This window comes from Sanguibacter sp. HDW7, from assembly GCF_011300875.1.
Classification (GTDB): domain Bacteria; phylum Actinomycetota; class Actinomycetes; order Actinomycetales; family Cellulomonadaceae; genus Flavimobilis.
In genome coordinates, this window is the sequence record NZ_CP049862.1 from 3207919 (window position 1) to 3222670 (window position 14752).

12 protein-coding genes are annotated in these 14752 nt (G+C 72.6%); 9 read left to right on the top strand and 3 right to left on the bottom strand.

Annotated features, from left to right (window positions below; translation table 11 throughout):
• Positions 1 to 151: 151 nt before the first annotated feature.
• Both G7063_RS14450 and G7063_RS14455 read left to right on the top strand, forming a co-directional pair.
• Complete coding sequence (locus tag G7063_RS14450) at positions 152 to 850, top strand: GntR family transcriptional regulator (protein WP_166415012.1); 699 nt, start codon at positions 152 to 154, stop codon at positions 848 to 850.
• Positions 847 to 2328, top strand: a complete 1482-nt coding sequence (locus G7063_RS14455; RefSeq protein ID WP_166415013.1) for a DUF4127 family protein — start codon at positions 847 to 849, stop codon at positions 2326 to 2328. The genes G7063_RS14450 and G7063_RS14455 overlap by 4 nt, the downstream gene beginning before the upstream one ends.
• A gap of 165 nt (positions 2329 to 2493) precedes the next feature.
• On the opposite strand, the gene G7063_RS14460 is transcribed toward G7063_RS14455, so the two are convergent.
• Genes G7063_RS14460 through G7063_RS14470 form a run of 3 tightly spaced genes read right to left on the bottom strand, consistent with a single transcriptional unit; the run spans position 2494 to position 6306 of the window.
• Positions 2494 to 3228: a peptidase E gene (locus tag G7063_RS14460; protein WP_240916120.1), complete on the bottom strand. Its 735-nt coding sequence runs from the start codon at positions 3226 to 3228 to the stop codon at positions 2494 to 2496.
• 22 nt (positions 3229 to 3250) lie between these two features.
• Entirely contained in the window at positions 3251 to 4363 is a 1113-nt protein-coding gene (locus G7063_RS14465) for a substrate-binding domain-containing protein (RefSeq protein WP_240916121.1), read from the bottom strand.
• Entirely contained in the window at positions 4360 to 6306 is a 1947-nt protein-coding gene (locus G7063_RS14470; RefSeq protein ID WP_206188166.1) for a heparinase II/III family protein, read from the bottom strand. Before G7063_RS14470 ends, G7063_RS14465 begins: the two co-directional genes overlap by 4 nt.
• Positions 6307 to 6538: 232 nt before the next feature.
• Between G7063_RS14470 and G7063_RS14475 the strand changes: the two genes are divergently transcribed.
• From G7063_RS14475 to G7063_RS14505, 7 genes are all read left to right on the top strand, one after another.
• On the top strand, positions 6539 to 8437 hold the full coding sequence (locus G7063_RS14475; protein WP_166415015.1) for a DUF2264 domain-containing protein: 1899 nt from the start codon (positions 6539 to 6541) through the stop codon (positions 8435 to 8437).
• Between the two features lie 71 nt (positions 8438 to 8508).
• A complete protein-coding gene (locus tag G7063_RS14480) occupies positions 8509 to 9825 on the top strand; it encodes an ABC transporter substrate-binding protein (protein WP_166415016.1) in 1317 nt (438 codons plus the stop codon).
• 59 nt (positions 9826 to 9884) lie between these two features.
• The gene (locus G7063_RS14485; protein WP_166415017.1) at positions 9885 to 10826 is read left to right on the top strand and encodes a carbohydrate ABC transporter permease; all 942 of its coding nucleotides are present in this window, start codon (positions 9885 to 9887) and stop codon (positions 10824 to 10826) included.
• A complete protein-coding gene (locus G7063_RS14490) occupies positions 10826 to 11716 on the top strand; it encodes a carbohydrate ABC transporter permease (RefSeq protein WP_166415018.1) in 891 nt (296 codons plus the stop codon). The genes G7063_RS14485 and G7063_RS14490 overlap by 1 nt, the downstream gene beginning before the upstream one ends.
• Positions 11716 to 12420, top strand: coding sequence for a DUF624 domain-containing protein (locus G7063_RS14495; RefSeq protein WP_166415019.1), 705 nt, complete (start codon positions 11716 to 11718; stop codon positions 12418 to 12420). The genes G7063_RS14490 and G7063_RS14495 overlap by 1 nt, the downstream gene beginning before the upstream one ends.
• Positions 12421 to 12472: 52 nt before the next feature.
• Positions 12473 to 13648 carry a glycoside hydrolase family 88 protein gene (locus tag G7063_RS14500; protein ID WP_166415020.1) on the top strand — a complete coding sequence of 392 codons (1176 nt, stop codon included), beginning with the start codon at positions 12473 to 12475 and terminating at the stop codon, positions 13646 to 13648.
• The gene (locus G7063_RS14505) at positions 13645 to 14604 is read left to right on the top strand and encodes a fumarylacetoacetate hydrolase family protein (RefSeq protein WP_166415021.1); all 960 of its coding nucleotides are present in this window, start codon (positions 13645 to 13647) and stop codon (positions 14602 to 14604) included. The genes G7063_RS14500 and G7063_RS14505 overlap by 4 nt, the downstream gene beginning before the upstream one ends.
• Positions 14605 to 14752 lie beyond the last annotated feature (148 nt).

A 14752-nucleotide genomic window follows, 5' to 3' on the forward strand; every position in this document is an offset into this window, starting at 1 on the left:
CTATCCAATCTAGGCCCCAGCGGGGCATGATGGCTAGCAGGACAGAAAAAGTGCCCAGCCCGTCGACGAAGAGGTCCGGACCATTCTCGCTCACGACAGCGCCACGATCCCGGCGGACGATTCCGCCGCGCGACGCGCCACGAAGACCGACATGGTCCGCGCCCACCTCGAGCACCTCCTCACCGACGCCGACCCCCACACCCGGCTGCCCACCGAGCGCGAGCTCGCCGGCGAGCTCGACGTCTCCCGCCCCACCGTCCGCCAGGCCCTCGCCAACCTTGAGGCAGACGGCCTCGTCTACCGCGTCCAGGGCGCCGGGACCTTCGCGGCCGACCGCCGCATCAGCAAGACCATCGAGCTCACGTCCTTCTCCGAGGACATGCGCGCCCGCGGCGTCGTCCCCGGCTCGCGCACCGTCGTCGGCGAGATCGTCGCCGCAGGTCCGCGCGTCGGACCCGCCCTCGACGTCCCGCCCGCCTCCGACGTCGTCCACCTCGAGCGCGTCCGCACCGCCGACGGCCGACCCGTCTGCCACGAGGACGTCTGGCTGCCCGGCTGGCTCGGCTCCGAGATCCTCGACGAGGTCCCCGACGCCTCCCTCTACGACTCCCTCGCCCGCCGCGGCGTCCACGTCGACCGCGCCGAGCAGACCGTCGCCGCCACCGTCCTCGACCCCCGCACCGCCGACCTCCTCGAGGCCCCGCACCACTCCGCCGCCCTCCATGTCACGCGGACGTCGTACGACGTCCGCGGCCGCGTCGTCGAGCACGCCGTGACGACCTACCGCGGCGACCGCTACGACTACCGCCTCACCATCCACCGCCGCACCCGTCAGGAGCCCCCCCGATGACCGCCCGTCCCGCGATCGTCCTCGTCCCGCTCGACGAACGCCCCGTCAACACCGGGCTCGTCGCCGACGTCGCCGCCGTCGCCGGCCACCGCCTCGAGCTGCCGCCCGAGGGCGCGCGCGCCTCGTACCGCGAGGCAGCCAGCACCGACGCCCTCGCCGCCTGGCTGCGCGAGCGCGCCGCCGACCCCGAGGTCGGCGCGCTCGTCGTCTCCGTCGACATGCTCGTCCACGGTGGCCTCATCCCCGCGCGCACGACCCACGGGGACACCGCGACGGTCCTGCGCCGACTCGACGTCCTCCGCGAGATCAAGAACGCCCGGCCCGAGCTGCCGATCCTCGCCGTCACGCTCGTCACCCGCGCGTCCGACCACGACTCGTCGATCGAGGAGCCCGAGTACTGGGCGACCTACGGCCGCCGCATGCACGCCCTCGGCCGCGAGGCCCACCAGGCGTGGGAGGACGGCACGGGCTCCCCCGACGCCGACGTCCCCGCCGACGTCCGGCGCGACTTCGCGCGGCGCCGGCTGCGCAACCACATCGTCAACCTCTCGTCGATCGACCTGCGCGCCGACGGCGTCCTCGACCACCTCGTCGTCACGGCCGACGACACGGCCCGCTACTCCGCGGGCTCGGTCGAGCAGGCGTGGCTCGCCTACTGGGGCATGCTCGACCCCGAGATGCAGGTGCCGATCTACCCGGGCGCCGACGAGACGGGCGCCGTCCTCGTCGGCCGCGCCCTGACGATGCTCTCCGGCATCACGCCGCGCGTCCGCTACGTCACGGCCGACCCCGAGGGCATGGAGCGCATCCCGCCCTACGAGAACGCACCGCTGTCGACGTCCGTCCCGCGCCAGATCGCGGCCGCCGGCGCGAGCGTCGTCGACGACGACGCCGACCTCGTCCTCGTCGTCCACACCTCCGACCCCGCGCGCGGCGACCAGGGCGGCCCCGGCCTGCCAGAGGACGACGACGCAGCGGCCGCCGCGACCGTCGCGCTCGTCGCCGAGCACGTCGCGACGGGCGTCATGGTCGCCGTCGCCGACCTCCGGTACGCGAACGGCTCCGACCCGACGCTCGTCGAGGGGCTGCGCGCCGCAGGGCTGCTCGACGAGATCGTCGCGTACGGCGGCTGGAACACCGCGGGCAACGCCCTCGGATCGACCGTCGCGCTCGGCGTCGCCGCCGTCGTCGCCGACCGCACCGGCCTGCCCGCGCGCGAGCTCGCGCGACCCGCACGGGTGCGTCGCCTGCTCGACGACCACGCGTACCAGTCGGTCGTGCGCAAGCGCGCGTGGGACGCCGTCTTCCACGGCGACTACATGCCGCTGCCCGACGCCGAGGTCGCGGACGCGGAGAGCTGGGTGACCGCAGAGCTGCGGCGCGAGCATGAGATGCTCTTCCCAGGTGACGCGCTTCACATCGAGCAGGTGTTCCTGCCGTGGAAGCGCGCCTTCGAGGTCGACATACTTCTTGCATGAGGGCAGCAAAGGCCTCGGTCGTGGCCGAACGGGTCCTGGACAGGTAATCGTCCGGTCACGACCGATGAACCGCGGTGACGCGGTGCTGAGGGTCGGTCGGGAACGACGCCGTGGAGGGCGTCCCCGGCCGGCCCTCGGCGCGTCCGGCCCTCGGTGCGTCCGGCGTCAGACGAGACGACGGACCGCGACCGGCTCCGACACCGAGCCGTCCGGAGTCCGACGCACGCGGACGACGCCCGCCGACGCCGTCTCCGCCACCGCCTCGACGAGCACCCCGTCGCGCCACAGCAGCGCCCCACCGTCGTCGACCCCGTAGCCGTCGGGCAGGACGCCCGACGCGACCGCCTGCTCGAAGCCCTCGCGCCGGCCCGGCTCCCCGCCGTAGTGCGGGCAGTTCGAGCCCGGCAGGAGGCCGAGCCCGTCCCCGAGCGGCCGCAGCGGCCCGAACGATCCCGTGCTCGACCCCTCGAACCAGCAGTTGCCGCCCGCCGAGACGCCCACGAGGACCGTCCCACGCTCGGCCGCCTCGGCGAGCAGCAGGTCGAGCCCGTGGAGGCGCCAGAGGGCGAGAAGGTTCGCGGTCGAGCCCCCGCCGACGTAGACGAGGTCCTGCTCGAGGATCCGCTCGAGGTCGCCCGGGCCGATGGCGTCCGTGCCGAACGCGTCGGGCTCCTCACGGTTGAAGAGCGTGAGGACCGTCGGGCGGGCGACGTCCGCGAAGACCTCGCGGAAGCGGAGCGCGGGTCCCGGCTCGTCGCCGCCGGCGGTCCCGACGTAGCAGACGGCAGGGCGGTCCTTGCCCGTGAGCTCGAGCGCAAGCTCGTCGATCGGCGAGAACGGAAGGCCGTGGACGTGCGGCATCGTGTGGCCGCCGCCGCCGAGGGTGAGGATCGTCGTCACGCCACGACCGTACCCCGCGCCGTCAGGCCCCTTCGGCGACCGGGCCCGTCGAGTCGCGCACGACGAGGCGCGGACTGATGTAGGTCCGGTGCACGGGCCGATCGGGGTTCGCGAGCCGCTTGACGAGCAGGTCGACGGCTTCGTGCCCGACCGACTCGCGCGGCGGGCGCACCGCCGTGAGCGCAGGGCTGAACATGCCCGCGACCTCGTCGTCGTACGCGACGACCGAGAGGTCACCCGGGACCCGCAGCCCGCGGTCCTGCGCGTGCTGGACGATCGCGAAGGCGTCCGGGTCGGAGTGCACGAGCAGCGCCGTCGTGCCCGACGAGACGGCCGTCCGCACGACCTCCTCGACGACGAGCGGGTACTCGGGCCGCGAGCTGTCCGGCGCGAGGCGCTCGAAGTGCTCGTCGGCCGAGAGCCCGAGCTCGGTGCACGCGGCCTTCCAGCCGGCTGCGATCTTCCGCGACGTCGGCGACTGCCGCGACAGCACGAGGCCGACGCGCCGGTGGCCGAGGCCCGCGAGATGATGGACCGCCATGATCGCGCCGAGCGCATGGTCCGACACGACGGACTCGAGGGCCTCACGGTGCGGTGCGAGGGTCGCCTCGCGCTCGACGAGGACGTGCGGGACGCCCGACGTCGCGAGCCACTCGACAACCTCGCTCGAGCCCGGTCCGATCATGCGTGGCGCAGCGACGAGACCCAAGAGATTCTCGGCACGCACGAGCCGCTCGAGCATGGGCCGCTCGTCCCGCGCGTCGTAGGACGAGCCGCGCAGCACGACGCGCAGGCCGTGCTTGCGCGCCTCGATCTCCATGCCGCGCACCACGCCCGGCCAGTAGTAGTCGAGCGACGGCACCATGACGCCGATCGAGCCGGTGACCTCGGGCTGCGCGTCCCGACCACCGGACGCGCCGCTCGGCGCCACGGGCACGGCACCGCCGTGCACGCGGCGCAGCAGGCCCTCGGCCTCGAGCTGGACGATGTCACGACGGACGGTCACGGGAGTGACGCCGAGCTCGTCCGTGAGCTCCGCGACGCGCACGACCCCGTCCCTCTCGAGCGTCGCGAGCAGCGCAGCGCGGCGCTCGGCCGCGAGCGGCGCCCGCGCCATGCTCTCTCCCCCGTTCACAGCGTCTCCTCGCTCCCGGTCATGTGAGCACCGGCCCTGTCGTCGAGCACGCGCGCGACGACGCGCAGCTCCTGCCTACCTGCCGGCTCGAGCTCGAGCCGGGTCACCCTGGTTCCCCACACCTGCGCGAGCATCTCGTCGTCGAGCGCTCGCTCCTCGACGCGCACGGTCGTGCCGCGGTCCCAGCCCAGCCGGAGCGGGCGGGCGCCTGCGACGGGAACGATCGTCGCGCCGTCGTCGTGAAGCATGACACGTCCGGCGAGGACAAGATGCACGCAGGCGCCGGAGACGTCCGCGTCGGCGCGCCACGCGTCCGTCACCTCGACGTACGCCCCTTCCCCGTCGCGCCTCAGGCGCGCCGTCCGGACCCAGCGCTCGAGGCCCTCGACCGGGTAGGCCTGCGCGAGGTCGAGCGTGAGCCCGTCGTCCAGCCGCGTCGTGCCACGCGCGGCGAACGTGCGGCCGACGCCCTGCTCGGCGCCGGAGATCCGGGGCACGTTGTGCCACGTGCTCTGCATGGGCCACAGCGTGTAGCGGCGGGGCGAGAAGGTCACGGCCGTGTACGTGGGCCGGCCGACGTCGACGACGACGGGCACGCCGTCGGACGTCACGACGAACGACCCGACGTCCAGGTGGTTGTGGTGCTCGGCGTTGTGGCCGCCCTTGACGGCGAGCGCGAGCCCGCGGGGGTCGTCGGCCTGCTCCCGGACGATGCGGATCTCGACCGACGGCAGCCACACGTCGGCCGGGAGCGGCGCCCGCTCGGGGCGCGCGTCGCGCCATGCGGTGTCGGTGAGGGCCTGCAGCAGGCGCCCGAACCCTGCGGCGACGTCCGCGACGGGGGTGCCGGGCTCGCGGTGGGCCGCGGCGTGCCGGCGGGCGTCGTCGTCTCCTGCGTGCGCGGCGGCACGGTGGAGCGCGTGCCACGCCATGTCGCGCGGCGGGCGTGCGCGCCCGTCGGCGACGTTGAGGTACCACCCGTCGCCGAGGCGCATGCGGTGCGGGAATCCGAGCGCCGCGCGCAGGGCCGGCACGCCGTCCGGACCGAGGACGTCGGCTGCTCCGCCCGTCGCGTGCGCAAGGATGCCGAGGGCCTCGATCGCGCGGCACGCGCCGTTCCACCAGTACTCGTAGCCCTCGTCGATCGCGCCGTCGGCCGGCAGGACGGCGACGTAGCGGTCGAGCCCCTCGACGCACAGCTCGACGACCCGGGCGCGGAGCGCCGCGTCCGCGGGGTCGTCGAGGAGGCGGAGGGCGGCGACGAGGACGTTGCCGTGGATCCACGGGTTCCAGTTGTGGACGTCCCCGTCGAGGCCGAGCCAGTGCCAGTCACGGCGGTCGAGGAACGGTGTGATGACGCGGATGCGCGCCTCGCGACGGATCCGTGCCCGCAGGCCGGGGAACCGCTCGTCGAGCGCCACGCCGAGGAGATGGTCGGTCCAGGCGAGCTGCCCGACGACCTCGCCCGCACCGAGGTCCAGGTAGGGACGGTCGGGGTCGGGGAGCACCCAGCCGCGGGCGGCGCGCACGTCGTCGTGCGCGGGCCAGCACCACGAGCTCTGCTCGCAGAGCTGCCACACGAGATCGGCGACGGCATCGAGCCGGTCCGCGTCGCCGGTCGCTGCGGCGGCGGTCGCGGCGCGGGCGAGACGTTGCTGGCGGCCGGCGACCTGGTCCTCGTAGCCGAGCCGGTCGCCGTCGCCGTGGTAGCGGGCGGCCTGGGTCGCGGTGGGCACGTGCCAGGGGTCGTCGCGCTCGGCGTCGGCGCGCGTGAGGATCGCGCGGAGCGTCGGCGCGTCGACCGTGGCCCACGCGGTGCGGTCGGTCGCGGGCGGCACGGGAAGTGCCGCGTCCGCACCGAGGAGGTGGTCGGACGCGCGGGTGCCGGCGGGGAGGCGCGCGTCGAGGGCCGCCGCGAGCGGTCCGTGGAAGGTCGTGGTCACCGTGTGTCGCTCCGTCGTCGTCGAAGGGCGGGGTCGGGTCGTGCGGGTCGCAGCTGGTGGCCGTGACGTGAGCCACGTTAACGACCATCGTCTGCGATCACAAACGATCATAAAAGAACTATCGAGTCTTGACAATGCGCATGTGCGAACAACTATCTTCGAACTTGTTCGGTGAATGACCACCGAGCACCCGGTGAACGACCACCGGCAGACCTGCGAGGACGGAGGCGACATGACCGGCACCACCGCACGGGCTGAGAGCCCGCTCACCGGGTGGGACCGAGCCCGCTGGGCCGGCCTCGCGGACCACATGCTCACGTCGGTCCGTCCGCACGCGTCCGCCGGTCACGCCCGCATCTCCCTGCCCGGCCCCGTCGGCGGCTACGGTCACGACGTCGACGGCCTCGAGGGCTTCGCACGCACCTTCCTCCTCGCCGGGTTCCGTCTCACCGGCGAGCGCGGCGCCGACCCCGACGACCTCGCCGGCTGGTACGCCGCAGGGCTCGACGCCGGCACCGACCCCGGCTCGCCCGAGCGCTGGCTCCGCATGTCCGAGCACGCGCAGGCCAAGGTCGAGGCCGCGTCGATCGCACTCGTCCTCGACATGACCCGGCCCTGGATCTGGGACCGTCTCGACAGCTCCGTCCAGGAGCGCCTCGTCGACTACCTCTCGGACGCCGTCGGCGACGACACCTACCCCCGCATCAACTGGGTGTGGTTCCGCCTCGTCGTCCAGACCTTCCTCCGCTCCGTCGGAGGTCCCCACTCCCTCGACGAGATGGCCGACGACCTCGCGACCCACGACACGTTCGTCCGCGCCGACGGCTGGCTCGCGGACGGCGACGAACGCGCCTACGACCACTACACGGGCTGGGCGCTCCACGTGTACCCGACCCTCTGGGCGCGCATGCAGGGCGCCGCCGACCTCGCCGCACCCCGCCGCGAGCGCGACACCGCGATGCTCGACCGGTTCCTCACCGACGCGCTCGCGCTCGTCGGGGCGGACGGCTCACCGCTCGTCCAGGGCCGCTCGCTCACCTACCGCTTCGCCGCCGCCGCCCCCTTCTGGGTGGGCGCGCTCGCCGAGGTCCCGTCGCACTCGCCGGGCCTCCTGCGCCGCGCCGCGTCGGGCATCACCCGCCACTTCGTCGAGCACGGCGCCCCCGACGCCCACGGCCTTCTCACCCAGGGCTGGCACCACGAGTGGCTGCCCATCTCCCAGGCGTACACCGGCCCCGGCTCCCCCTACTGGGCGTCCAAGGGCTTCCTCGGCCTCGCGCTCCCGCAGGACCACCCCGCCTGGACCGCGACCGAGGAGCCCCTGCCCGTCGAGCGCGGCGACGTCCTGCGCGCCGTCCGGGCCCCCGGCTGGCTGATCTCCGCGACCCACGCCGACGGCATCGTCCGCACCGTCAACCACGGCACCGACCACGCCCACGAGGGCGACGCCGTCGGCGACGCGCCCCTGTACGCGCGCCTCGGCTACTCGACCGCCACCGCGTCGTGGACCGACGCCGCGAGCAAGGTCGACCCCCTCGAGCAGTCCGTCTGCCTCGTCACCGCCGACGGCCGCAGCACCCACCGTGCCGGCTGGCGCACCCTTGACGTCCGCGTCGACGACGGCCCCGTGCCTGTCGGCGTCGCGGCCTCCGTCGCCGACGCCCATCTCCTCACGCCCGGCACGCCCGAGCGCGACCACGCCTCGGGGCTCCGCGGCGAGGCGAGCTCGCTCGGGACCCTCACGACCGTCTCGCTCGTCCGCGGCCCCTGGGAGATCAGGCTCGTCCGCGTCGACGCCCTCGCCGAGGGAGTCGATGCCGCGGCCCTGACTCTCCGCATCGGCGGGTGGCCGCTCGTCGACGGCGACGGCCTCACCTCCACCATCGTCCCCCTCGACGGCAGCACCCGCACCGGCTCCGCGACCCGGCACGACGCGAGCCCGCTCGGCCCCACGGGCCACGCACCCTGGTCCGAGCACGACGTCGTCGTCGGCTCCTGGACCACCACGATCCTCACGCTCACGCGCGGCGAGGCACCCGCCTCCGTGCACCCGCAGGTCGACCTGTCGACCCCGGGCCGCGCACGCGTGACCTGGCCGGACGGCGCACGCACGTCGACCGACCTGCCCTGACGACGCCGGACGCCCATCCCGGGCGCACGGCTGGCCCCACCCGGGGCCACCGACCTCAAAGGAGAGCACGGATGAAGCGCAGGACCCCCATGGTGATCGCGGCAACCGCCGCGATCGCGCTCACCCTCACCGCCTGCGGCGGGAGCGACGGCGACACCGCAGGCAGCACGAGCGGCGGCGACGGGAAGGTCACGCTGTCCCTCGCCGGCTGGAGCCTCGCCTCGACCCCCGAGTTCAAGACGATCGCCGACGCGTTCACCGCGCAGAACCCGAACGTCACGGTCGAGCTCAAGGAGTACGACGCGACGAACTACGACACGCAGATGACCGCGGACCTCGCGGCCGGCACCGCGCCTGACATCTTCGTGCAGAAGAACCTCAAGATGTTCTACACGTACCAGTCCGGTCAGCAGCTCCTCGACGTGAGCGACGTGACGAACGCGCTCGACGCCGCGACGGGCGGCAAGGATGCGTACACGGTCGACGGCAAGTCCTACGCGGTGCCCTACCGCCAGGACTCGTGGGTCCTGTACTACAACAAGGACCTCTTCAACAAGGCTGGCGTCGCCCTGCCCGACGGCTCGTGGACGTGGGACGACTACGCGAACGCTGCCAAGGCCGTCACGACCGGCCTCAAGGGCGCGGGCTCGAAGGCCCTCGGCACGTACCAGCACTCCTGGCAGTCGACCGTCCAGGGCTTCGCCCTCGCGCAGACGGCCGGCGCCGACCTCGCGAGCGGCGACTTCTCCTACCTCAAGCCGTACTACGAGCGGGTCCTCGACCTCCAGGACGCGGGCGCCCAGGTCCCGCTCGGCACCGTGACGACGAACTCGCTCACGTACCAGGCGCAGTTCGGCACGCAGCAGGCTGCGATGCTCCCCATGGGCTCGTGGTACATCGCGACGCTGCTCCAGCAGCAGGCGAACGGCGAGGCCGAGGACTTCGAGTGGGGCATCGCTCCCGCCCCGCAGCTCGACGCCTCGACCGCCGGCACGTCCGCGACGCCCGTGACGTTCGCCGACCCGACGGGTCTCGGTATCAACCCGGGCATCGACAAGGGCAAGGTCGACGCGGCCAAGAAGTTCCTCGCGTTCGCCGCGGGCGAGGGCGGCGCGCAGGCGCTCGCCAAGATCGGCATCACGCCGGCGCTCCTGTCCGACGCGGTCACCGACACGTACTTCGGCCTCGAGGGCATCCCGACGGACGACCTCTCGAAGTTCGCGTGGCAGACGCACGACACCCGCCCGGAGAACCCGGTCCTCCCGACGACCGCGATCCTCCAGAACATCCTCAACGACTTCCACACGGCGGTGCTCTCCGGCTCCGTGAGCGTCGACGACGGCCTCGCCGAGGCCGCTGCGCGCGCGAAGTCCGAGGCCAGCTTCTGACATCCCGCTCCGGGGGCGCCGTCCGCGGCGCCCCCGGGGCACCTCCCGAAGGAGACCCCATGTCCACCCTCGTCGTCGACGACGACCGGCGAGCCGGCGAACCCCCAGCGCCGCTCCGCCGCAGGCGCTCCCTGAGCCTCACGCTGCGGTCGACGCTCGTCGGCTGGAGCTTCATCCTCCCGAACTTCATCGGGTTCGCCGTCCTCACGCTCGTGCCGGTCGTCATCCTCTTCTACATGTCGATGACGAGCTGGAACGTCTTCGGCGCCGCGAACTGGGTCGGCCTCGACAACTTCGAGCGCCTGCTCCAGGACCGCAGCTTCCACAAGGCGCTGACGAACACCCTCTACTACGCGGTCGTCCACATCCCGCTGACCCTCGGGGCGAGCCTCGGCCTCGCGCTCCTGCTCAACCGCAAGCTCAAGGGCGTCGCGTTCTTCCGCACGGTCGCGTTCTTCCCGTACATCACGTCGGTCGTCGCGATCGCCGTCGTGTGGAACATGCTCCTCAGCCCGGACACGGGACCCGTCAACCAGATCCTCGGCTGGTTCGGCATCGACGGCCCGGGCTGGACGACGAGCTCGACGTGGGCCATGCCCGCGATCATCCTCGTGAGCGTCTGGCGCGAGATGGGCTACTACATGCTGCTCTTCCTCGCGGGCCTCCAGACCGTCCCCACCCAGCTGTACGAGGCCGCGCGCCTCGATGGCGCGAGCGCCTGGCAGCGCTTCACCAACGTCACGCTGCCGTGCCTGCGCCCCACCACGTTCTTCGTCACCGTCATGCTGACGATCGCCAGCTTCAAGGTGCTCGACCTCGTCCTCGTCATGACGAACGGCGGCCCCGGCCAGTCGACCCTCGTGCTCAGCCAGTACATCTTCAACAAGGGCTTCGTCGAGAACCAGTTCGGCTACGCGTCCTCCGTCGCCGTCGTCCTGTTCCTCATCTGCATCGCCGTGACGATCTTCCAGTTCCTCGTCAACAAGAGGAGGGAGTCCTGATGGCTGCGACCCTCACCCCACCCACGCCCCGCATCGAGGAGCCGCCCGTCGCCGACCGTCGACGGAGCCCCCTCGCGCCCGTCGGCCGGGTCCTCGGCTACGCCGTGATGATCATCGCGTCCGCCGCGATCCTCCTGCCGTTCGCGTGGATGATCATCTCCTCGCTCAAGTCGAACAACCAGGTCTTCACGATCCCGATCCAGTGGATCCCGGACCCGTTCGTCTGGCAGAACTACCTCGACATCTGGCAGAAGTCAGACATGTCGACGTGGCTGAAGAACACGCTCATCCTCTCCGTCACGGTGACGTTCCTCCAGGTGCTCACGGGATCGTTCGCCGCCTACGGCTTCTCCCGCATCCGTTTCCCCGGGCGCGACGTGCTCTTCCTCGTCTACATCGGCACGATCGCGGTGCCGTGGCAGGCCTACATGATCCCGCAGTTCATCATGCTCTCGAAGATGGGCCTGTCGAACACCCTCTGGGCGATCATCGCCCTGCAGGCCTTCGGCGCGTTCGGCGTCTTCCTCATGAAGCAGTACTTCGAGTCCGTGCCCGAGGAGCTCAGCGAGGCCGCCCGCATCGACGGTCTCAGCGAGTACGGCATCTGGCGGCGCATCATGATGCCGCTGTGCGTGCCGGCCATCGCGTCCCTGTCGCTCATCACGTTCGTCAACACGTGGAACGACTACCTCGGCCCGCTCATCTACCTGCGGGACCGCGACCTGTGGACCATCCAGATCGGTCTCAAGACGTTCATCAGCCAGTACAACGCCGAGCACGCGCTCATCATGACCGGCTCGGTCCTGTCGGTCCTGCCGATCGCCGTGATCTTCCTCCTCGGCCAGCGGTACTTCGTCGAGGGCATCGCCTCCACGGGGGTGAAGGGCTGATGGCTCAGTCCGTCGCGCCGGCGCGCGCACACCGCACGATCTTCACCCAGGAGGGCTTCGAGCTCGTCGCCGACACCGTGTGGGCCGCGCTCGCGACGAACCTCCTCCTGACGGTCGGCTCGCTGCCGTTCGTCGTGCTGCTCCTCACGACCGACCCGCGATCGTCGTGGCCCGCGCTCGTCGTCGCGGCGGTCCTCGCCGCCCCGGCGCTCACCGCGTCGTTCGGGGTCTTCGGGACCATCGGCACGGGGCCGCGCCACGGTCCCGTGCGGACGTTCCTCAGCGCCTACCGCCGCACCCTGGGCCGCTCTCTCGCCCTCGGCGCGCTCGTCGCCGGGACCGTCACCGTCCTCGTCGTCGACATCGTCGTGCTGCTCGGCACGACGGTCGGGGCCGTGACGATCCCGCTGCTCGCCGTGCTCACGCTGGTCGCGGTCGCGACGGGTCTCGTCGCGGCGGTCGCGCTCCCGGACCACACCGACGTGCGGCTGAGGACGATCCTCAAGGTCTCGCTGTGGACCGCCGTACGCCGCCTGTTCCTCACCGCGCCGTCGCTCGTCGTCGTGATGATGCTCGCCGCCGCGTTCACGCTCCACCCCGCCCTCGCGCTCGGCGCGCTGGCGGCACCGCTCCTCTATGCCGCGTGGGGCGGTGCGCGCTACGCGCTGCACTCGTCGCTCACGGCCGCGGCCACCCGCCGCTGATCCACCCTCAACAGGTCGGAGCGCTTCGGCGCGCTCCGAGAAGGAAGTTCCCATGACGCTCGCCACCACGTCCGTGACGGGGCTCGACTCCGCGGTCGACGCCGCCGTCGCAACCGTCCGCGCCAACATCGCCCGGTTCGGAGCCACGTACCCGGACGACACGACGACCGACGGCTGGTACCGACCGCGGCCCGCGGCCCCCGGCTTCGCCGAGGGCGCCAACCGCGGCTGGACGACAAGCTTCTGGCCGGGCACGCAGTGGCTCGCCTGGGAGCTCACGGGTGACGACGTGTTCCGCACGGCCGCCGAGGCCCACGCCGCGGACTTCGTGCGGCGCGTCGAGCAGGACGAGGACCTCCACACGCACGACCTCGGCTTCCTCTACACGCTCGCGTGCGTCGCGCCGTGGCGGCTCACCGGCTCCGAGGAGGCACGCACCGCGGCCCTCGCCGCGGCGGACCACCTCATGCTCCGCTTCCTCGAACCGGCCGGCATCATCCAGGCGTGGGGCGACCTCTCCGACCCTGAGCAGCGCGGCCGCACGATCATCGACTCGCTCATGAACACGCCCCTCCTCACGTGGGCGCACGAGCAGACGGGCGACGAGCGCTACGCGGACGCCGTGCGCCGGCACTCCGAACAGCTCGCACGGCACATCGTGCGCGCCGACGACTCGACGTTCCACACGTTCTACTGGGACCCCGTCACGGGCGAACCCCTGCGCGGCGGCACGGAGCAGGGCGCCTTCGACGACTCGTGCTGGGCACGCGGGCAGGCGTGGGGCATCTACGGCTTTGCTGTGAACTTCCAGACGACCCAGAACCCCGAGCTCCTCGACGCGTCCCGTCGCTGCGCGGACTACTTCCTCGCGCACCTGCCCTCGGACGGCGTGCCGTACTGGGACCTTGTCTACACGGACGGCTCGGACGCGCCCCGTGACGCGTCGTCGGCCGCGATCGCGGCGTGCGGGCTCCAGGAGCTCGCGGCGATCGAGACCGACGAGGCGCGCGCAGCCGCGTACCTCGCCGCCGGCGAGCGGCTGCTGCGTACGCTCGTCGAGCGCTGCACGCCCGCGGCCGAGGGCATCGGCTCCGACGCGCTGCTGCTGCACTCCGTGTACGACGCACCCAAGTCCATCGGCGTCGACGAGGGCTGCCTGTGGGGCGACTACTTCTACCTCGAGGCTCTCGTCCGCTACACGCGCCAGGGCTGGGTGAGGTACTGGTGAGGCTCGCGACCGTCGTCACGGCCGCGGGCGAGATCCCCGCGGCCATCCTCCCGTCGCCCGACGGCGAGCGTGCGCTCGCGCTCGACGGTGTCCTGCCCGGCGGCACGACCGTCACCGACGTCCTCGGCAACGCCCTGCTCGCGACGCTCGTCGCGGACGAGATCGCGGCCTCCGACGCGATGACGCTGCCGTTGGTCGACGACCTGCGTCTTGCCCCGCCCGTTCGTCCGTCGAAGATCGTGTGCGTCGGCTACAACTACCGCTGGCACAACCCCGACGGCGGCTCTGACGCGGACCCGGACCCCACGTTCCCCGACATCTTCGTCAAGACGCAGAACACCGTGCGCGGCGCGGACGACCTCATCGAGGTGCCGCGGGCGAGCCTCGACGTCGACTACGAGGGCGAGGTCGCGGTCGTCGTCGGCCGTCGTATGAAGGACGTGCCCGAGGCCGACACGATGTCCTACGTCGGAGGCTTTGCCGTCTTCAACGACATCACCGACCGCGAGTGGCAGCGCCGCACGAGCCAGTGGGCCGTCGGCAAGAACTTCGACGGCTTCGGCCAGCTCGGCCCCGTCGTCGTCACGCCCGACGAGGTCGGCGACCCGGGCGACCTGCTCGTCGAGGTCGAGCGCGACGGCCTCGTCACGGTGTCGCAGTCGACGTCGACGTGGGTCTTCCCGCTGCCGCGCCTGCTCGCGCACCTGTCGAGCGTGTGGACGCTCGAGCCGGGTGACGTCATCGCGACCGGCTCGCCGCAGAAGCTGCCCGGCGTGCACGCGACGCACCGCCCGCTCGTCGCGGGTGATGCCGTGACGATCACCGTCACGGGCCTGGGCTCCCTCACGACGCGGTTCGTGGCGCCGGAGACGACGCGCGTCCCCTCGCCGTCGGAGGCGGCGGCGTCGGAAGCATCGCCGTCGGCCACGGCGCCGCCGGACCCCTCGACCGCCTGATCCGCTCCGTCGCGCGGGGAGGGCAGGGCGCTCGGGTGTGCGGGGTGCGCGCCCGGGCGCCCGTCTGTCCCCCGGCGGACCGCGGGGCAGGGCCACCGCCCTCCCGGCGCATCGCGCGATCGCCCCGTTCGACCAGGGAGGCGGGGCG

Bases quoted from the DNA above. Each gene is read 5' to 3' on its own strand.
- G7063_RS14450 (WP_166415012.1), top strand. From the start codon at position 152: ATGGTCCGCGCCCACCTCGAGCACCTCCTCACCGACGCCGACCCCCAC.
- G7063_RS14455 (WP_166415013.1), top strand. From the start codon at position 847: ATGACCGCCCGTCCCGCGATCGTCCTCGTCCCGCTCGACGAACGCCCC.
- G7063_RS14475 (WP_166415015.1), top strand. From the start codon at position 6,539: ATGACCGGCACCACCGCACGGGCTGAGAGCCCGCTCACCGGGTGGGAC.
- G7063_RS14480 (WP_166415016.1), top strand. From the start codon at position 8,509: ATGAAGCGCAGGACCCCCATGGTGATCGCGGCAACCGCCGCGATCGCG.
- G7063_RS14485 (WP_166415017.1), top strand. From the start codon at position 9,885: ATGTCCACCCTCGTCGTCGACGACGACCGGCGAGCCGGCGAACCCCCA.
- G7063_RS14490 (WP_166415018.1), top strand. From the start codon at position 10,826: ATGGCTGCGACCCTCACCCCACCCACGCCCCGCATCGAGGAGCCGCCC.
- G7063_RS14495 (WP_166415019.1), top strand. From the start codon at position 11,716: ATGGCTCAGTCCGTCGCGCCGGCGCGCGCACACCGCACGATCTTCACC.
- G7063_RS14500 (WP_166415020.1), top strand. From the start codon at position 12,473: ATGACGCTCGCCACCACGTCCGTGACGGGGCTCGACTCCGCGGTCGAC.